Source organism: Lawsonia intracellularis PHE/MN1-00 (assembly GCF_000055945.1).
GTDB lineage: Bacteria > Desulfobacterota > Desulfovibrionia > Desulfovibrionales > Desulfovibrionaceae > Bilophila > Bilophila intracellularis.
Genome location: NC_008011.1, coordinates 162,905 through 182,004 on the forward strand (window position 1 = coordinate 162,905; position 19,100 = coordinate 182,004).

Consider the following 19,100-nt stretch of genomic DNA (forward strand, 5'->3'; position numbering starts at 1 on the left):
TGGTAAGTTCAATGAATATGCTGTTACGTCAATTACCTTCTGTTGATATCTGTCTACATGCAATTTTTAAAGAAGATACTACACTATATACTGTAACACCCAGACTTTTATTACGTGAACTTATTAATACATTTCTTGATAAACTAAGGGAAGATGTTAAGAGCGGTAATATTACTGATAGTTCTTTTCTTACTTTGGACTATATTTTACCTCAATTACTGACATTTATAAAAAGACACTCCTCTTTAAATTGTTGTAAGGTTATTAATGCCACTGGCGTTATTCTTCATACAAATATGGGTAGATCTATTCTTCCTCAAGAGGCACTACAAGCTATTAACACTATATGTAGTGGATATTCAAATCTTGAGTTAAATTTAAAAACAGGAGAAAGAGGGAGTAGATATAGTCATGTAGTAGGACTATTGTGTAAGCTTACAGGAGCAGAGGCCGCTATTGTTGTTAACAATAATGCTGCTGCTGTATTACTTACATTAGATACGCTTTGTAAAGGGAAAGAAGTTATTATTGCTCGTGGTCAGCTTGTTGAAATAGGGGGTAGTTTTCGTATCCCTGATGTTATGGAGCATAGTGGGACTAAGTTAAAAGAAGTAGGATGTACAAATCGTGTTCATTTAAAAGATTATGAAAACGCAATAACTGTTGATACAGCTGCTATTATGCATGTTCACACATCTAACTACAGAGTTATAGGTTTCCATAGTGAAGTTAGTTTAAAAGATTTGGTTATGTTATCTAGTAAACATAATTTACTTTGTATCGAAGATTTAGGGAGTGGTAGTTTTATTGATTTTTCACAGTATGGTCTTTTAGGAGAGCCAACTGTACAATCTGTTATTAGCGCGGGAGTTCATATTGTAACCTTTTCTGGCGATAAAGTTCTTGGTGGTCCTCAGGCTGGGATCATTCTTGGTAAGAAAGAGACTATTACTCAAATAGCACTAAATCCCTTAAATAGAGCATTACGTATAGATAAAATGACACTTATAGCTCTTGAATCAACATTAAAACTATATCTTGATAAAAAACAAGCTGTAACAAGAATTCCAACTTTAGCAATGATAACTATTTCACCTAACTTGTTGGAAGAAAAAGCTAAAAATATTCTTTCTAATCTAAAAAAAATATGCGGTGAAATGATAGAATGTTCTATTGTTCCTGGATTTTCTCAAGTTGGTGGTGGTGCATTTCCTGAATATAATTTACCAACATCACTTATCTATCTTCATCCTACTATTTGTTCTTCAGAAAAATTAAAAATGCAACTGTTAGATGTTTCTCCTCCTATATTAGGAAGAATTGAAAAAAGTGCATTTTGTATAGATCCAAGAACAATAGCAGATACAGAAATTGATTTAGTTACTACAGCTATTTCACAAGCTATAGATGCTATTAATATTATAAATAATAAATAATATATCATAAAATATTAAATAATTACTGACATAAAAATAGATGATTGGAATATATTACTAATACTATTTTTAGATTGTTATAAATAGTATGTTATATTCTATAGCTTTCTTGTAGATTATTATTTAAAAAGATACATGAGTTAATGTATCTTTTTATTTATAGTTAGGGTTGAGTATGGCTATAAAAATTATAGAGCATTCTCCATTTTGTATAGTAAAAATAATAGACTCTCTTTCTATAGAGAATGCTATTGCTATACAGCAGGAGTTAGAAAATATATTTGTTACAAGTGTTACATTAGGAGAACTTGTTCTGGATTTATCTAATGTTCAAAATGTTGATTTTTCAGGGATAGGAGGGGTTATAGCAGCATTATTCTTTGCAAGAGCAAAGGGTATTACTGTGATACTTTACCGTCCTACTAAACATATTCAAGAGATCATGTGGAAAATGCAGACAAATAATCTTTTTCCTCTTATTCTTTCAGAAGAGGAGCTTATAATTCATGCGTTAAATAGTTAGTAGTTATATTATGTATTCGTTTTGGAGTTTTTCTATATTTGAAGGATATGGAATATTATATTCTATTGTGATGTTATCTAGGTAAGTTTTATGAAAATGTATTTACAACATTATTTTAATCCTGACTTTGACTATCTTCAATTACAGCCAATTGTTAGTGTTAAAGGACAAGCTGACTTGTATAACTTAGGATATGTTCAGAATGTTGTTAAAGGTCAAGTCATTGCTGAAATGATACCTCTTGAAGCAATAGAAAATCCAATTCCTCGATTTGTGCTTGAACAAGAAAAGTTTCCTCAGGGACCAAATACATATATTGATCCTGCATATCCACATTATTTACTTTCTGACGTCAATGGGTATGTTTTTTATTATAATGGTAAGATATCTGTAAAAAAAGTTTTGAATGTTCGTTCAAATGTAGACTTTCATACAGGTAATATTGCTTTTGTTGGTGATGTCATGGTTCATAAAGATGTCAAAGCTGGTTTTCAACTACAGGCAAATACTATTATTATAAATGGAATGGTTGAAGGTGGAGAAGTTCGTTCAAGAAAAGATATGAAGATTATTGGTGGTGCTCGAGGTGGAGTTAGTAATCGCTGTCTTCTTTCGTCTGGAGGAAGTCTTCATGTTAACTTTACTGAAAAAGTTGAACTTCGATCAAAAAAAAGGATGATTGTTGAACGTTTTTGTATGCAATGCAAAGTGTATGCAGAAGAAAGTTTTATTGTTTCAGGATTAGTAGCTGGAGGTATTATTCAAGTTTCAAAACATGTTTTTATTAAAGAAAAATTAGGAAATACATCAGGAATACCAACGCATATTTTTTTAGGATATAATCCATTTCTTCTGAGAAAACTAGAAAGTTGTGATAATAGCTTAGGGATATTAAGTGAAAAAATAACAAATTATAAAACAATTATTGATCAATCATCTTCTTCTACAGATGAAATTCATCAAAAGTTAGAAGAGGTTGTTCAGCAACATAATCAGTTATCAAAATATAGAAATACTATATGGAAACTGTTACAACTTGATGAGGCTAAAGCATTTTCTTGTCGCTTAGTTGTTCCAGGGATAGTATATCCTGGTGTAGAATTATCTATAGGTAATGCTAGTTTTTCTGTTAAGGAAGAACTTAATAATGTATGTTTCAGGCTTCATGAAAATGAAATTATTTATGAGTCAGTCCCTGCAACTCTTCTTCCTTTTTTTTAAAAATAATGAATAAGTATATTCAATATGATGAGAACGGAGATATCATTGATATCATTATCCAGATACAGGATAGATCTATATCCATGTTAGGTTCTGGGGGGAAGATAAGAGAAAAGAAAATTGCCAGCCATTTTATTACAGCATTGCAAAAAGCAGAAATGTCTTCAAAAGTATTACCAGTTCTCTTAGGAAGTGGTGCAGGATATGCATTAAAAGAGATTTTAGAAAATACAACAAGTCCAATTGCTGTGATTGATAAAGAGTTTTTTCTTAATGATACACAATTGAAAGAAAAAATTACTGATCAAAGAATCAATTGGATTTGCTCATCCAATATCGAAGAGGTATTTTCTGCTCTAACACATTGGCAAATACAGCATGGTCGTTTACCTCTTTACCCTTTAGTGCATCCATTTTACTTTAGAATAGATAAACCTTGGTATCAAAAAATTAAACAATATGTTGCAGCAAGTACAAGATTTGACTTTTGGTCTAAGGCTATTCGACCACGTTTTTCTACAGCAGAGCCACGTCTTCTATTAATTACAACACGATATTTTTTATTAGGAGTTATTGAAGAGGCTTGTAATCGTCTTGGTATTCCTCATCAAATTATTACTATTCAAGATGAAGAAACAGGATGTGTAGAGTTTGTAGAGCAACTTTTAACATCAGTTGCCACGTTTCACCCTGACTTTATTTTAACTATAAATCATTTTGGGGTAGATAAAGAGGGTATTTTAGTAGATCTTCTTGCTAAGCTAGAGTTACCAATGGCTTCTTGGTTTGTGGATAATCCACACCTTATTATCCATGAGTATGGGGAAGTTGTATCACCGTGGACAGCTATTTTTACATGGGATGAAAATACGTTACATTCATTGAAAGAGTATGGTTATCCACATGTGTTTTATTTACCATTAGGGACTTCTCAATATCGCTTTAGACCTAGAATGCCACAAGATAAGCCTTTATCATCAGTTTTTCCTACTCATCTTTCTTTTGTTGGGAACTCTATGGTTTATAAGGTAGAAGAGCAGATAGAGAAAGGCAACTTCCCTTCAATATTGCTTCAACACTATAAAAATATAGCTAGTGATTTTATATATTCAGATAAACGTTCTATACAACAATTTTTAAAGGAAACATATCCAGAATATTATAAAGAATATCTTAAGCTTCCTGATGTTGAACAGCGTTTAGCTTATGAAGCAATGCTTACATGGGAATCAACACTCCAATATAGATTCAGTTGTGTAGAACAATTACTTTCTTTTCAACCTGTTATTGTTGGAGACAATGGTTGGTATGAATTACTTAGTAATTATAAAGATAATTGGAGTTATTGTCCGTCTGTAAACTATTACAATACATTACCATCAATATACAGATTTTCAGATATTAATTTTAACAGTACAAGTAAACAAATGAAAGGAGCAGTAAATCAACGTGTGTTTGATATTCCTGCAACAGGCTCTTTTCTTATTACAGACTGGCAACAGCAAATGGATACATTATTTGAACCTAATAAAGAAGTTGTCTATTATCGTGAGGTTGGTGAGATAAGAGAGCTTGTTCAGTATTATTTGACGCATCCTAATCAACGTAAGTCTATTGCCAGTGCTGCAAGACAAAGAGTTCTTGCTGAACATACTTGGGAGCATAGGCTACAAACGTTATTAGAGCATATGCGTCAAACATATGGATAATATATTCTTATTATTACCATACTACTTGATAGTATCTTTTATTTTATATACATATTTCTTTTAGCCGAAGTGGTGGAATTGGTAGACACGCTAGGTTCAGGGTCTAGTGAGGGTTCCCTCATGGGAGTTCAAGTCTCCCCTTCGGCACCATTTAAATACAAGGATTAACAGGCTGTAACCCTTTTTCTTTTTTATCTTCTTAAGGGTTCAGAGATGGTGAAAAATTTTTGATGGATCCAAAGGGGTCCCAGCAGGGGGGCAACTTCTCCACTAGTAAAAGGCTAGTCATGACTAACCCCTTTATTTCCTTCCAACTTTATGGGAAGATATCGAATTTCCACTCTCATGTATCCTCCTATCTATCTTTATCAGAAGAGGAATCTCTACTAATTTCAATATGTGCTTCCCAAACACATACTGAAATTGCTTGGTGGCACGGAAATATGGTTCAGTTTGTGCACCACATATATCCGTGAAGCAAAAAGACTGGTGGATAAACTTCATGATGCATTGTGTGCTAATTTGTAAGGACAACTGATGCTGACTCTTTAGGAAATTAAAAAGCGCTTAGCGACTCATGAGTAATCTTGCCGATTTTCAAGCGGCTATGCTTGAAAAGATGGAGTAGAGCTTGTTCTATGAGAATGCGAATGATAGTCTATCCGCTAAGGAGTTGTGTTAAAAGCAGAAATCTTTGTACCAGAACAGAAGGTGTTAGGAAGCTAATATGAGAATTGGCTGACAAAGAAACTCTTCTTCTGTCTTCCATTACTATAAATCAATATAATGAACTTTTGGACAGACCATTCAAATAGGAGTATTTTTTTGCTTTATACGTTGAAAGACATGCCCGGCTTCTTTTCCAAAGAATAAGTTGAGTAACACAAGGACGTTATTGGCAAAGCTTTAATGCAAACTTGTCTTATGTTTAATGACTATGTTGTCGTGGACGAAGCTGAAAACACCCTTAAAATATATTTATAGCAAACTTATGGGACTGAACTTTGTGGAGACAAAAGTTGCTCCAGTGGTTTAACTACTGGATATATAGTTTTTTTCAGCATTCCTAAGTATAGCATGGTTCAAGGTAGTATCCTGACCATACTACAAGATCTGGCTTCGCTCTTGAAAAGCCTGCAACCCCTGATAGAATATGGTCAAATGACTCTGGAAAGACGCAAAAATTAGTACAAGGTTCTGTAGTCCTTGTTCTTAACCAAATGTACCATGTAAGTGGATAAGGAAGTGAGTACTAAATCAGGAGGAAATGGATAGACTGGCTCTATTTTAGATCTTTCCGGTTATTGAAAGCCATGGATTATGGTGATATATTACCTTTGGAGGATATGATGGATTCTGTACAATTAAACGAGTGTATTGCTTTTATTCAACGTGCTGAAAATCTAAAAAATACATTACGCAGTGCACATACATCGCAAGGGAGGCAGGAAAGTGCTGCAGAGCATAGCTGGCGGCTTTGTTTACTGATACTTGTTTTTGCAAAATACTTTGAACATGCTGATGTAAATAAACTTTTGCGATTGGCTGTTGTTCATGATTTGGGTGAAGCAGTTTGTGGAGATATACCTGCTATTGCCAAACCGGATTTAGACAAAAAGTCGGAGACTGAACGTAGAGGCATGTGTGAACTGTGCACGGGTTTACCGGAAAGTATCTATACGGAAATGTTGGCTTTATGGGATGAATATGAATTAGCGGAAACTCTGGAGGCAAAAATTGTCAAGGGGCTTGATAAGCTGGAAACAATCATGCAGCACAACCAGGGAAAGAATCCACCTGATTTTGATTATGAATTCAACTTGTTTTACGGACAGGATGCTATATCAGTTCTTCCTCTGCTTAAGCAAATTCGAGATGTTCTTGATAAGAACACCAGGGAAAATGTTGCTATAAAAAACTTTTTCAAACATTACGATGGTGGACTATTATAAAAATTTTCTGAATGAAGAATAATGCATATCTGTAAAAGTCCTCCTAAGACATTTGTCCAGAAGGTTTTTTGTTTTTGAGGAACTCATGAATCTCAAAGATATTATTTCCCTATCCCTGGCTGCGTTTATTCTTGACCGCAAGTAAAGGGTGTAGGTCTGCTATAAAGTCTCATTAGACTATGACAAAATCCTCTTGGTATGGAAAGATACAGTTATAATAAGTGATTTAATAATGTTATATATGTAGTGTTACTAATTCATTAATTAAACTACATAGCTTTTTTTATTCCTATAGACATAAGCCACCAGTTCATAGGGTATGATGTAATAAAGCCGCAAAACATACCTATTTGCATCATAAACCAAAAAGTAGGATCTGTTGGAGACATAGGACCTATGAGTAGAAATATAGCAATGGCCATCCAGCCATACATACCTATTTGCCAGGCTGTAAGTGATAAAAAATCAACTCTGAATGCTCTCCACCATAATGATAGTCCATGATGAAGTGTCATTGATGCAAGTGCTGCATATTGAAAAAATACTCCAATAATAAGCGCTAATACATATTCTAATGCCCATTCACCATAGAGCATATTTCCAAATAGTGTAAATGGAAGCAAACGAAATATCCAAGGTCCTATTAGATCTGCAATGGTACACCCAGAACCACAATGCAATGTTCCTTTTATAATATGTTTCCAGTTAAGATTATGTTCTGTAGACGACATATCCATGTTTTGCATTATGTTTTTGTCTAAAATATTGACTTCCTGTTGTCTTGTTATCTCAAGTGTATCCTTTCTTTTTTTTAGTGATGTGGCAATGTTGTCTTCATTTGAATTAAGGACGTTTCTATGGCTTATTACACGGTAAGCCCAGATACCAAAAATTCCAGCCCATAATGCAGTTATTGGCCATACCCATAGCATAATTTTCATTTTTGGGACAGGCCTGCCACATTGATCTACTAAGATATGTGCACAAGATAATAGACAGGTACTCACATACAGTTTAGAAAATAGACTCAATGATTCATAAGAGGTTCCATATATCATTTCTATATACCTCCTGTGCATACTATTTATCTATAACACAAGCGATTATATTTATCTTATCTACTTTATATAAGTATTAATTAACATAAAAAGGTCTATATCATTGGTCAATGACTATTCTTTTTATTGATATTAGAAATTTTGAGATAATAAATTAAATACCCCTGCTTACTATATGACAGTTGTTTAGGAAAAACAGTATTTTTATGAGGATAATAACGTACAGTTAATAGTAGAATCATTATTTTTTCTTTTTTAACCTTAACAACTAGTATTAGTTAGTAGATTTTTATAGAGATAAATTATAGTAATATTATTTAGTATAACATAATATTATTAAAATAACATCTACTTTATAATCCACTTTTTATATGTTCCATATCTTTTTCTATGTCTTCTTCCATAGGAAGTTGACTATGGTTTTTCATATAATTTCTTTGAGCTTCTTTACGAGCTTTCATATAGTTTTGATCTGCTTTTTTTATTTCATTCTGGTATGCTTTAAGATCTTTATCGTGCTGTTCAAGATATTTTTCAGCATCAGTATTTTTTTCATCTGTTAAAGAACTCATTGTTTCTTCGACATTACTTTTTAAATTTGTATAGCCATCTTTAATACTTTGAGTAATTGATGTTTCAACAACAAATTGATCTGAAAAATTATGTGCTACAGCTAAAGGTATAGTAAATAAATTAATGGATAATATTCCACTTCTTATAATTACTGCATGTACTTTCATTTTTATCCTCCGTATAATTTTATTCTAATAGAATTAGAAAATATCTTTTGTTTTTTCTTTAACGTTATTAAACAGTTGTTTTGTATTTTTACTGGCATTGTGTATTGTTTTTTTTGTAGTATCAGAAGTATTTTCTATATACTTTTTGGTGTGTTCTGCGGAAGTGTGTAATTGTTCTTTTACTGAATCAATAGTATATTTAATTTGTATGTTAATATCACTTAATGTTTCTTTTGTTTTATCAGAAGCTTTTTCTATCTGTTCTTTTGTATGATCAGATGTGTGGTGTAATTGTTCTTTTAGATGGTCAAACGTCTCTTTCATAGCTTCATTTGCATGAGAAATAACTTCTTTTGTCTTTTTGATAATTTTTTCTATATTTTCTAATGCTTGTTCTGAAATGGTATGTAGTTGTTCTTTAAAATGACTAGAATCTATTTCATTATTGTGGTCTCCTGTATTATTTTTTTTAATGATAATCTCATTATTTTCATGTTTTTCAGGAAGATTATTCATAGTAACCTCCTTACTTAAGTTTTTTATTTTTTAGACTTTAGTATGTTAGATAAATTTGCTTTATTCACTTAAAAGTATTAAAAATTATAATAAGATTTTTCTAATACATTTGATCTACCGTATGATGAAAAGCAAGATTTTGATATGAGATTATCAAGACGTGTAATGATAATTTTTGAGGTTATAATAGAATTAATATGTTATTATTAAATGATAGAAGTAGTTTTTATTTTATTACGTATAATTTGGGCTTGAATAGCAGCTTGATTATATTTTTTTAGTAGTTCATAGCGTCCTGTTTTATTTAAAATATATTGTATCCTTTTTAAGGTACCTAAAAAGTTTGATTTATTCAAAATAAATTTTAAGAGGCTATTTATCTTTTGTTGAAACAGATGAGAATCAATCCCTAATCTATTACATAGAGTTATAATATATTTTAACTCATCTATATTAAGTGATTTACATAAATTAAGTTCTTCTATCATTAAGGTTAATGCCATAGACACTTCATTATTTTTTTCAAGCCAATTGACTAAAAGGTGTCTACCATGTTTCCAAAAAGGTTCTTCCTTAAGAAGATCAAAGCATTGTAAGGGGTTAAAAGGAGTAGATAAACTTTTGAGCAGATCATATTGTTTTGATTTATGAATTGTTGGATAAGGCCATAGAGAAGGTGTAATATCTACTGTATAACCATCTTGTTGTAAGAAGTAATCCATATCGCCTAGGAAGGAAATATTGTTCCTCTTGAAAAAGAGACTTGTGTTATAAGCTTCTTTATTCTTTCTTCCAGGTGTTTTTGATTCTTTATGTATAACAACACTTTCAGGAATACACATCATATATTTCCCCTGTTCTGTGAGTCTAAGGCATAATTCTACATCTTCAAGGCCATTTTTGTATCCATTAAAGAATCCACCAATATCAATAAAATTTTTTCTATGTAAAAGTAAGCATGCTGCTGTGATAATTTTGAACTTTCTTTTCTTATGTACTAAGGGGATTGTTGCAGGAATAGAGTTATAAAGGTGATTTACATAGTTTCCATCTGGAGTTATAGTAACACCTAAATGTTGTACTGTACTATCAGGATAAATAAGTAAAGATCCAACGCCAGCTAGATATGGATCAGAATCAAGTGCTTCTACAAGAGGTGGAAGCCAACCATATGATACTTCTGTATCATTATTCAAAAAGAGAATATAGTCTGTATTTGCAGCATAAGCTCCAGTGTTACATGCAGGACCAAAGTTATGATTAGTATCAAAAGATATATAATGAAAGTTAGATCCAAATAATATATTTCCTAATGTAGGGCATGCTAGATTTGTTTCATCTGATGAACCATTATTTATAACATAAACATGAACGTTGTTTGTATATTTAGCTAAGCTTATTAAACAAGTTTTTGTTAATTGCCACTCATTATATACTGGAATAATAATACTAACTTTTATCATTTTAATATGTTAGAAATAATTAGGTTATAATTAAAATAAGTGGGTTATAATTAATTGAATATTTAATAACTTAATAATCTTTTAAAGTTGAAGTAATACTACTATATATAATAGAGAGTCACAATGATAAAAATAAATTATATTATAATTTATTTTTATCATTATTAATAATAAGTTTATAACTATGCTGAATGTATTATGAAATATGTTGTTTGTCTTTTATGTGTGATATTATTTTATTATTTCTGTAGTGCAGGGACACTATATGATCTATGGGGTCCTTCACTGTATTCTTCTTTCCCTTCTGATAGTCGAAATGCTCTTCCTAATGATGCATCAATCCCTAAAAATTATATTCCTATATGCTCACTACCACCCCTTTTAAATACAATTGGCACAATCCGTAGAGTTGACGTACCAGGTGATAAAAAAGTTGTAGCTTTAACTTTTGATATGTGTGAACTTGCTACAAAAACAACAGGTTATGATACAGCTATCATCAATTTTTTGCGTTTACATCAAATCCCAGCTACATTGTTTCTTGGGGGTAAATGGATGAGAACCCATTCTGAAAGAGCTATGCAGCTTATTGCTGATCCTCTTTTTGAAATCGGTAATCATGCATGGACTCATGGTAATTTTGGGATTATGAGTGAAGCAAAGATGAAAGAACAAGTATTATGGACACAGGCACAATATGAAATTTTAAGAAAACAAGTTATTGAGCGCATCAAATTAAAAAATTTTCTACTACCTACTATCCCTGAGTGTATGCAATTATTTCGTCTACCATACGGAAGATGTACAGGGCAGGCCTTAAAATTACTTGCAGAACTAGGGTTTTATGTTATCCAATGGGATGTTGTTGCTGAAGTTCATAACAATAATAGTATACAGGGATTAGAGCAGTATGTTGTCAAAAATGTAAAAAGTGGTTCAATTATTTTATTTCATGCTAACTGTGTTCCTATTGGTTCTGCTGAGTTACTTAAAAAAACTGTAGAATTATTGAAACGTCAAGGATACCAGTTTGTTACTGTAAGCACTTTGCTTACAATGGGTAAGCCTCAATATACAATGGATGGTTATTTCACATCGCCTGGAGATAACCTTTCATTAGATACAAAATTTGGCATTGATGGAACAGGATTAAAGTAATATTCTTTAACATAGCTAATAAGGTACAAGTTAAAATTTGTTTATCCTTTTATTAAGAGAAAAAATAGTATTGCTTAAATGCATTGGCAGTTTTTTTGTTCTAGCGATATTCTAAAGTTAGATTGAATTTTCTACTTTATATATTATTACAGTAAGTTAGATATATAAAGTTTTTCGTTTTAGTTGTTAAACTTGAATTGCTTTTTATTATAGGCTTAATTTTTAACTAAATTATAAATGTAAGTACAAATACTAAGACTCTGCTATAATAATATATAAAATCTTTATCAGAGTAGTACCTTAGTATATATCTATATATTATCATTCTTTATTTTTCAATCTATTCATTTATTTTTCCTTTTTATTTATAATACAACAATAAAAAAGCTGAGTTATATTATCTATAATTATTTTTTTTAATTATTAGGAAATAAAAATGATTACATATTAAAAAAAGAGACGATAGAATTATTCCTTTTATTGTTGATAAAATTATTCAATCTACTTTTAGACAACACATCTTTATCAGAAACACATGGATGATTATATCTATATATAATTTAATAAGAATCATTTTAGGGGATATTGAGACTATGTTTCTTAGTAATACTTACTTAGAGGTTGAAGCATTACAGAATATCATAGAAAACTTCTTATAGAAGAAGGACTTTAATTTTTACTTGATACGTATAAACAGTATCATAATAAGCGTACATAAACACGTAAAAGAAAAAGTTACTTTATACACCTTATGTATGATTTTACATTTAAAGATGTTAAGCATAGTGAGCTTAAATATGAAAATGCTAATTTCAGTACAGATACAACAATAGATATTATGTTGAAGCCAGTAGTGAAATGCTAAAAATTTTTATGAGTTGTATGTATTTAAAACACAATATAGTATTGCTTATACCAAAGATGATATCCATATTCATGAGTTAGATTGTTTAACTTTAACAAATGTTGTTAGATAGATATAAAAAAACTTTTTTCTAGTAATTTTAACATAGGTTATGGATTCACTCGTGAATCAAATGAAATACGTAATTATAGTTCATTAATACATATTGTATTACAAGCTTTAAAATGATCAACATGGTGGGAAAGTATATTAAATTTTGATTATAGGACTGGCTCTAAGAATAGCTAAGACGTTTATAAAACAAATTTATGTAATTCTTGTAAATAATCTAGAAACTAAAGATAGTATTACTTCTTAAAAAGTTATGTTATTCAAAATAAGTCTATCCTTGGAGTAGATGGTCTTTTTGTATATACAAACAATTAAATAATGTTAACCTACTATTTAGATAAAAAGTGTATTATTACTAATGCAATAGAATATACTGAAAAAGAAACATTCCAGGCAATGGAAGCCCTAGTTTATAATTTAAATACAATGCATTCTTGTGTAGGAGTCCAAATTCTTTATAGCTCCATTAGCCATGGTACAGACACAAGCTCTGAAGGGCATATGATTACTTGAAATTTTTATTTGCTATAGAGTATGAATTAGGAAATGGTGAAACTCTAATATTTCTATAAGGATTTTTGAAGTAAAAGAAGGGATTAGTTTCAATATAAAAGCTCTATATCATAATTCTAACAAATGGGGACAGTTACATATGTGGAGGTAAGATGGAGATATTAGAAATAACTTAGAAGCATTTGAAGATATTATTAGAGCTATGAATGAAATATGAGCAGGGTATGGTTTATTAACTATCCTGTAGATAGAGATTCCTGTTTGGGGTTATCTAATATTATTAATGATGTGTGTCCACAGTGTGGTCGTCGTGAAGTTAAAGTATTGATTTACATATAGTAAAAATATGAAAAATTGTTTCAACACACTATAATATATATATATATTAATATAGATATTCAGAGAAAAATAAAGCCTACAGGTAGTAATATATATTATATAGTAAAAAATGTTCTTGTTTAATGTATTATTCTCATATGTAACAATATATTTTATGAGTTATAACTGTTGGAGAATAAATATGGAAGTAAAGCAACAGAAAAAAGTAAAAAAACTTATTGGTGAAGGTATTAAGTTTGAAAGAATTAGACGTATTACTAGTTATTTATTGGTACAGTAGATCGTTTTAACAATGTTAAACAAGCAGAAGTAGTTGATAGAGTTAAATATTCTAAAATAACTTCTTGCTAAGGTTAATAGTCCCTACAACCCAAAAGGTACGCATATCCACCTATCTTGCGTACCTTTTACTAATTTTTAACATATAGATGAATACAGTCTATTCAGAATGTTAGCTCCTTCTAATATAATCAGGCTTTCAAGTCTTATTGAAGAATCTGTTGTTGATGGTCCTAGACTAAGGTATGTTATTTACACAGAGGCGTATTCATGCTGTCCAGGCTGTCATAATCATCAACCAATTTATACCAAGGAGAAAAGCTTGTTAATATTGATACAATTTTTAGTGATATTAAAAAGAAACCTCTTATACATGGTGTTACTTTTAGTGGTGGGGAACCATTTTTTCAAAGCAACTCCTTGGCGAACTTAGCAAAACAATTTAAGGTTATAGGATATCTGTTAAGTTATACTGGATTTCTTTTTGAAGAACTTCTTACAGATAATAACTAGTTATCATTTTTGAAGGTATTAGACGTAATTATTGATGGGCCTTTTGTTTTAGAAAAAAGCTAGCTATACTCCACTTTCGTGGATCTCATAGTCAACGAGTTATTGATGTCCACTCATCTCTTTTTCAGAATAAAATTATATCATGTCCTTAGTGATAATAACTTATTATCTAGATTAGTTTATTAATAAACACGTAATTGTATCATATTACCTTTAAGAGCATCTTGCTCTTTCTTTATAGTTAGGCTAAGGACTCACTTGGTAGGAGAGGTAGCGAAGTGGCTGTAACGCGCTCGACTCGAAATCGAGTTATCGATGGTAAGTCGATACGTGGGTTCAAATCCCACCCTCTCCGCCAGTATTTAATTAGGATTTCTATTTTTTATTCCTAACATATAGAAATCATTTTTTGCTATATTGATTATGATTGAAAGTTCATAAAAGTATATAATTTTTCAAGTCGCATGATAACGGGATTATTTTCCTATATTATAGTCACCTAGTAAATTTATATTAGGGTGAAGTATATTTTAATGACTAGAATTTTTGAAACTCTAATATATAGCTTATTAAGCTGTATTATTCATTAAGTCCATTTTACTTTCTTTATAATTTTATGACTTAGTCTATACTTGAAAGATTCTTAGACTACTAACAGTTTTTATATAGAATAGTATTAGGTATAGGATTTATATAATAAGTCCTATACTGTTAACACATATATTTTTATGTAGGGAGCTTGTTGTATAAAGCAAAGAAGGAATTTTTTATAAGTATAATATATTAACACTAACCAGCTATAATGATTGAAATTTTATTAAACTTATTTTAACAACATTTATAACATATTGAAAGTTCATACTAAATTTTGAACTTATACAATAAATTATAACTTAGTATAAGGATGATAGATATGTTGTTTAGTTTATTATATTCTGGTTATGGAGAAGCTAAATGTATATATATATATAGTACTTTTAATATTTTTTCCATCTATTTTATTGGCAAAAGAGTTTGATGGGGAAAAAATTTTTTTCATGAAAAATCAGTCTCCACAACAACAAATACTTTCAATTGCACTTTTAACCAAAAACAAAAAAATTATTATATTTGACGGTGGTACAAAAGCAGATAGTAACCATCTTTCTTCTTTTATTAATGAGCATGGAGGAAAAGTATCAGCTTGGTTTTTAACACATTTACATGATGATCACACAGGTGCACTTTCAGAAATTCTTCTTGATGATAACATAACAATCGATAATATATACTACAATTTCCCACCTCCAGAATGGGTTGAAGAGCATGAACCCATGTACTCATCGCATCTTACTATGATAGTAGAGCCTTTAAAGAAAATGGCTTATTTAAATAATCAAAAGAAGATACAAAAAGGTGATACATTTTCGATAGATGGTGTTACAATCACTGTTCTCAATGATTTTGATCTTTCAATAACTAGAAATGGTGTAAATAATACATCATTTGTATATGATGTAATGATTGCAGGGAAACGTATGTTGGTTTTAGGAGACTTAGGTGAAGAAGGTGGAGAACGGCTTTTAGCTGAGTATGGAAACACATTGAAAGCAGACATTGTTCAAATGTCACACCATGGACAACGAGGTGTACAAAAAGAGGTATATACTGCAATTAGTCCTAGAATTTGTTTATGGCCAACACCATTATTTTTGTGGGAGAATGACTGTAGTTATGGTCCTAGTTCTGGGACATGGGAAATAAATAAGGTTAAAACATGGATGGAAGAGGTAGGTGTTAGAGTACACTATGTTTCTGGGTTACAAGAAGATGATATCGTTATTGAATAGATTACTAGGTTATGCTAATTTGTTGAACAAGATAGGATTAGTATTCTATAGCAATAATACAGTACTGACTATTCTTTTTAGTTAAATAACTATACTACATCTACCATAAAAAAAGACTATTTATAGGAAAGTTGATAATCTGATAAAATGAGTAGATACATTTATAGAATTAGAAAGGGGTATTTCTATGCATGAAACGTTTCTTATAACACTAGGCACAATATTATATAGTCTTGCTGCATTTGGGTGTGCTATTTATTTTACATATCGTGACAAAAATACTACAGCTATTATAGGGTTCCTTGTATTAAGTTTAGGACTATTGTTGATAAACAAGTTAGCTGGGAATATTTCAGAAGTTCAGATTGGTAACTTTACCCTTCGTGCTGAACAGGTAATAGATAACTTAGAAAATAAAGCTAATCATATAATTGATAAAATGAATGATAGTTGTGATGAAATAATAAAAAAGATAGAAAAAACTTTAGATAATAAGAAATAATAAAGTTAGCAGAGAGAATAAAAATCTATATGAAAATAGGAGATAGATAGATTACCAAATAAAATTTTTAGATAGATTATTATAGTAAGTAAAAGCAACTAGTTATGCAGTTAATCTAAAAAAATAAGAATAGTTAGACAATGTATTGATATTGTATAGAAACATTTTCATTACTAAAAAATAACTAGTAATTTTTTAGTAAAAGTAGATGAGCACACACACACACACACACATTAAGCAAGTCCCTGACGCATCGTATTATCAAGGACTTGCTTCTTTTGTGTGTGCATAAACTATGTTTTTATTAACTCTATAGTACTATAAGTATCTTGCATTTTTAATAGAAGATTTTCAGTACGTTTTAGCTGCTCTGTAAGAAGATGAAGGACATTTCCCTCCACTGTGGCTTCAGAATCTACAATTTATAAAAGCGATGTAAAAGTAGAGATAGATGTACAAGCATTAAAGAGGAGTCCTTTAAAATCAGTTACATTTTCTCCTTTGAGGAGCTTTTGTTCACAGGTAACAGCAAGAGAAGGAAAGTAGTAGCAACGAGTTTCACTAGGGATATCATCATTATCATACATAACATATGTATGTTTTGTATGGCTTTCTTGTTTTTTTGTTTCTTTATTAGGTATAGATAAATCTATATTTGAAGAAGAATCTGATAATGTTTTTACAGCTTCCTTTACTTGATGTTTTACCATTTCTAAATCTTGTGTTGCTTTATGGAGTGTAATGGTAAGTTCTGTTAGATCTGAATGAAGTTTTAATGGTATATATGTGTCGTGTTGTATAGTGTTTAATAATATATCTGGCATAATTGTATCTCCTTAGCATGGAAAACCTACTTATATATAAAGGTGTAAAAGCTGCCTCTCTATCAGGAGGGCCAACCGCCAAGGATAAAGATGTTCTGAGGCATCTAATATAGAAGTACCTAACCAAAGAGTAATGGATAAGTCAAGTAAGAAAAAATATAATATAGTATAAAGTTAGTTACATATAAAGAATATAAAGAAGATGTAGTTCTATTTTTTTAGATGTATTAAACAGTGCTATATTTATTGGAAATACAAAGCATTATATCTTTTTCATTATATAAAAGACATAGCTGTAATCATCTGAATTTTCTTTATATAAATCGATTTCGGATTGTATTAGTGCTATAACTTGTTGAGCTTTTTCATCATTATTATAGGTAGTCTTCATTCTTTCAAGATTTTTTTGGAGAGGAGCATAGTAATTTTCTTTCCAATTACTTTTAGGTAAAACAAAATGTCCTAAGACTTTATAGCCTGCAGATTGAATTTTTTGTAAGTTGTTCTCGATTGTATCGATTTCAGGGTAAGCTTCATTCCAAAAATACTTACTTGCATCTGAGTATTGATCTATTAACCAGCTTATTTCAGAGCAAACAAAGTATCCGTTATTTTTTAGAAATTTTTTCCAGTCTTTTAAACCAGTTTGAAATCCTGCAATATATATTGAACCTTCTGACCAGATAAGATCAAAGCTTTCTGGCTCAAAGTCCATTTCAAACATTGACATCACTTTTGGCTTGATATTGTTTGTAGCTTTGCTTTCCAGTTCATTGATATATTGTTGGTTATTATCAATAGCTATTATTTCAGCATTACTAAAATGCTTAGCTAGTAAAAGAGTACTTTCACCAACTCCACAACCAATATCAAGAATCTTTTTAGGTAAAAAGTCAGCAGGTAAAAGTTTAATAGCTTGTTGAGTACTTTCAGTACTTCCTGGAGCAAGCCTGTTTAATCCATCAAATGCTTCAAAAAGATATTTTTTCATGCCTTAATTGTAGACAATGCTAGATTTTAAAACAATTATATTTTGAATTATTCTAATTGGAGCTCCTTTTATCATTTGTACCTATATTACTAGTCATTAGGTTACATTTGTTAGCCTACCTTTAAAACTATTTGTATTAATTATTTTTCATTGTTGTTTTAATCTTATGTTTCACATTAATTAAATAAAAAAATGTCCCCCAATTAAGGAGGACACATATACTATTTTTAAATTGTCTATAAGATAATTAATAATACTATGGATAGATAATAACTAGATAAAAAAATGAATCAAATGAAGTAAAGGTGGCGTCCCCAAGGGGATTTGAACCCCTGTTGACGGCGTGAAAGGCCGCTGTCCTGGGCCGACTAGACGATGGGGACGCATCAGCAAGTTGTCTTAATACAAGCATGCTTCTACTGAACTTGCTAAATTGAGTCAAGCTTTTTTTGATAATTCTGTGTAGCTTTTCTATATGTTATCTATTATTATAAATTAATTACAATAATTTATATAGGTTATATCTTTTTTCTTTTTTATGGTTTTTCTTGCAGTATA

18 protein-coding genes and 3 tRNA genes are annotated in these 19,100 nt (G+C 30.5%); 14 read left to right on the top strand and 7 right to left on the bottom strand.

What is annotated here, in order from left to right:
• The first annotated feature begins 11 nt into the window (after positions 1–11).
• From selA to LI_RS00740, 7 genes are all read left to right on the top strand, one after another.
• Positions 12–1,436, top strand: a complete 1,425-nt coding sequence (gene selA, locus LI_RS00715; RefSeq protein ID WP_015353672.1) for an L-seryl-tRNA(Sec) selenium transferase — start codon at positions 12–14, stop codon at positions 1,434–1,436.
• A 175-nt stretch (positions 1,437–1,611) separates the two neighbouring features.
• Positions 1,612–1,959: an STAS domain-containing protein gene (locus LI_RS00720; RefSeq protein WP_015353673.1), complete on the top strand. Its 348-nt coding sequence runs from the start codon at positions 1,612–1,614 to the stop codon at positions 1,957–1,959.
• Positions 1,960–2,049: 90 nt separating this feature from the next.
• Positions 2,050–3,180, top strand: a complete 1,131-nt coding sequence (locus LI_RS00725) for a FapA family protein (protein WP_011526217.1) — start codon at positions 2,050–2,052, stop codon at positions 3,178–3,180.
• 5 nt (positions 3,181–3,185) lie between these two features.
• Positions 3,186–4,889: a CgeB family protein gene (locus LI_RS00730; protein WP_011526218.1), complete on the top strand. Its 1,704-nt coding sequence runs from the start codon at positions 3,186–3,188 to the stop codon at positions 4,887–4,889.
• Positions 4,890–4,952: 63 nt separating this feature from the next.
• Positions 4,953–5,039 (top strand) — tRNA-Leu (locus LI_RS00735).
• A gap of 249 nt (positions 5,040–5,288) precedes the next feature.
• Positions 5,289–5,417, top strand: a complete 129-nt coding sequence (locus LI_RS07705; protein WP_371982682.1) for a hypothetical protein — start codon at positions 5,289–5,291, stop codon at positions 5,415–5,417.
• Positions 5,418–6,238: 821 nt separating this feature from the next.
• Positions 6,239–6,841, top strand: a complete 603-nt coding sequence (locus tag LI_RS00740; RefSeq protein WP_015353674.1) for an HD domain-containing protein — start codon at positions 6,239–6,241, stop codon at positions 6,839–6,841.
• 269 nt (positions 6,842–7,110) lie between these two features.
• Here LI_RS00740 and LI_RS00745 read toward each other — a convergent pair whose 3' ends face one another.
• From LI_RS00745 to LI_RS00760, 4 genes are all read right to left on the bottom strand, one after another.
• Positions 7,111–7,899, bottom strand: a complete 789-nt coding sequence (locus LI_RS00745; protein WP_011526220.1) for a DUF4396 domain-containing protein — start codon at positions 7,897–7,899, stop codon at positions 7,111–7,113.
• A 353-nt stretch (positions 7,900–8,252) separates the two neighbouring features.
• Entirely contained in the window at positions 8,253–8,639 is a 387-nt protein-coding gene (locus LI_RS00750; protein ID WP_011526221.1) for a hypothetical protein, read from the bottom strand.
• Positions 8,640–8,672: 33 nt separating this feature from the next.
• Entirely contained in the window at positions 8,673–9,155 is a 483-nt protein-coding gene (locus LI_RS00755) for a hypothetical protein (protein ID WP_011526222.1), read from the bottom strand.
• Between the two features lie 206 nt (positions 9,156–9,361).
• Positions 9,362–10,618, bottom strand: coding sequence for a glycosyltransferase family 2 protein (locus LI_RS00760; RefSeq protein WP_011526223.1), 1,257 nt, complete (start codon positions 10,616–10,618; stop codon positions 9,362–9,364).
• Positions 10,619–10,816: 198 nt separating this feature from the next.
• Between LI_RS00760 and LI_RS00765 the strand changes: the two genes are divergently transcribed.
• The 7 genes from LI_RS00765 to LI_RS00785 all read left to right on the top strand — a co-directional run bounded on the left by LI_RS00765 (position 10,817) and on the right by LI_RS00785 (position 16,727).
• Positions 10,817–11,776 carry a polysaccharide deacetylase family protein gene (locus LI_RS00765; RefSeq protein WP_011526224.1) on the top strand — a complete coding sequence of 320 codons (960 nt, stop codon included), beginning with the start codon at positions 10,817–10,819 and terminating at the stop codon, positions 11,774–11,776.
• A gap of 1,294 nt (positions 11,777–13,070) precedes the next feature.
• Positions 13,071–13,265 carry an anaerobic ribonucleoside-triphosphate reductase gene (nrdD, locus tag LI_RS07595; protein ID WP_050812165.1) on the top strand — a complete coding sequence of 65 codons (195 nt, stop codon included), beginning with the start codon at positions 13,071–13,073 and terminating at the stop codon, positions 13,263–13,265.
• A gap of 213 nt (positions 13,266–13,478) precedes the next feature.
• Entirely contained in the window at positions 13,479–13,604 is a 126-nt protein-coding gene (locus LI_RS07680; RefSeq protein ID WP_258524497.1) for a hypothetical protein, read from the top strand.
• A gap of 648 nt (positions 13,605–14,252) precedes the next feature.
• Positions 14,253–14,396 (top strand): 4Fe-4S cluster-binding domain-containing protein, encoded by a 144-nt coding sequence (locus tag LI_RS07600; RefSeq protein WP_231850148.1) that lies wholly within the window; start codon positions 14,253–14,255, stop codon positions 14,394–14,396.
• A gap of 264 nt (positions 14,397–14,660) precedes the next feature.
• Positions 14,661–14,754: transfer RNA gene (locus LI_RS00775), tRNA-Ser, on the top strand.
• Positions 14,755–15,433: 679 nt separating this feature from the next.
• Positions 15,434–16,225, top strand: coding sequence for a ComEC/Rec2 family competence protein (locus LI_RS00780; protein ID WP_223604108.1), 792 nt, complete (start codon positions 15,434–15,436; stop codon positions 16,223–16,225).
• Between the two features lie 187 nt (positions 16,226–16,412).
• Entirely contained in the window at positions 16,413–16,727 is a 315-nt protein-coding gene (locus LI_RS00785) for a hypothetical protein (protein ID WP_015353675.1), read from the top strand.
• A gap of 422 nt (positions 16,728–17,149) precedes the next feature.
• On the opposite strand, the gene LI_RS00790 is transcribed toward LI_RS00785, so the two are convergent.
• The 3 genes from LI_RS00790 to LI_RS00800 all read right to left on the bottom strand — a co-directional run bounded on the left by LI_RS00790 (position 17,150) and on the right by LI_RS00800 (position 18,925).
• Positions 17,150–17,551: a hypothetical protein gene (locus tag LI_RS00790; protein WP_011526226.1), complete on the bottom strand. Its 402-nt coding sequence runs from the start codon at positions 17,549–17,551 to the stop codon at positions 17,150–17,152.
• A 262-nt stretch (positions 17,552–17,813) separates the two neighbouring features.
• Positions 17,814–18,542 (bottom strand): class I SAM-dependent methyltransferase, encoded by a 729-nt coding sequence (locus LI_RS00795; protein ID WP_011526227.1) that lies wholly within the window; start codon positions 18,540–18,542, stop codon positions 17,814–17,816.
• Between the two features lie 306 nt (positions 18,543–18,848).
• A tRNA-Glu gene (locus tag LI_RS00800) sits at positions 18,849–18,925 on the bottom strand.
• Between the last annotated feature and the right edge of the window lie 175 nt (positions 18,926–19,100).

Coding starts and splice junctions, on each gene's coding strand:
- selA (WP_015353672.1), top strand. CDS start 12: ATGAATATGCTGTTACGTCAATTACCTTCTGTTGATATCTGTCTACAT.
- LI_RS00720 (WP_015353673.1), top strand. CDS start 1,612: ATGGCTATAAAAATTATAGAGCATTCTCCATTTTGTATAGTAAAAATA.
- LI_RS00725 (WP_011526217.1), top strand. CDS start 2,050: ATGAAAATGTATTTACAACATTATTTTAATCCTGACTTTGACTATCTT.
- LI_RS00730 (WP_011526218.1), top strand. CDS start 3,186: ATGAATAAGTATATTCAATATGATGAGAACGGAGATATCATTGATATC.
- LI_RS00740 (WP_015353674.1), top strand. CDS start 6,239: ATGGATTCTGTACAATTAAACGAGTGTATTGCTTTTATTCAACGTGCT.
- LI_RS00745 (WP_011526220.1), bottom strand. CDS start 7,899: ATGATATATGGAACCTCTTATGAATCATTGAGTCTATTTTCTAAACTG.
- LI_RS00750 (WP_011526221.1), bottom strand. CDS start 8,639: ATGAAAGTACATGCAGTAATTATAAGAAGTGGAATATTATCCATTAAT.
- LI_RS00755 (WP_011526222.1), bottom strand. CDS start 9,155: ATGAATAATCTTCCTGAAAAACATGAAAATAATGAGATTATCATTAAA.
- LI_RS00760 (WP_011526223.1), bottom strand. CDS start 10,618: ATGATAAAAGTTAGTATTATTATTCCAGTATATAATGAGTGGCAATTA.
- LI_RS00765 (WP_011526224.1), top strand. CDS start 10,817: ATGAAATATGTTGTTTGTCTTTTATGTGTGATATTATTTTATTATTTC.
- nrdD (WP_050812165.1), top strand. CDS start 13,071: ATGTTAACCTACTATTTAGATAAAAAGTGTATTATTACTAATGCAATA.
- LI_RS07680 (WP_258524497.1), top strand. CDS start 13,479: ATGAGCAGGGTATGGTTTATTAACTATCCTGTAGATAGAGATTCCTGT.
- LI_RS00780 (WP_223604108.1), top strand. CDS start 15,434: ATGAAAAATCAGTCTCCACAACAACAAATACTTTCAATTGCACTTTTA.
- LI_RS00785 (WP_015353675.1), top strand. CDS start 16,413: ATGCATGAAACGTTTCTTATAACACTAGGCACAATATTATATAGTCTT.
- LI_RS00790 (WP_011526226.1), bottom strand. CDS start 17,551: ATGCCAGATATATTATTAAACACTATACAACACGACACATATATACCA.
- LI_RS00795 (WP_011526227.1), bottom strand. CDS start 18,542: ATGAAAAAATATCTTTTTGAAGCATTTGATGGATTAAACAGGCTTGCT.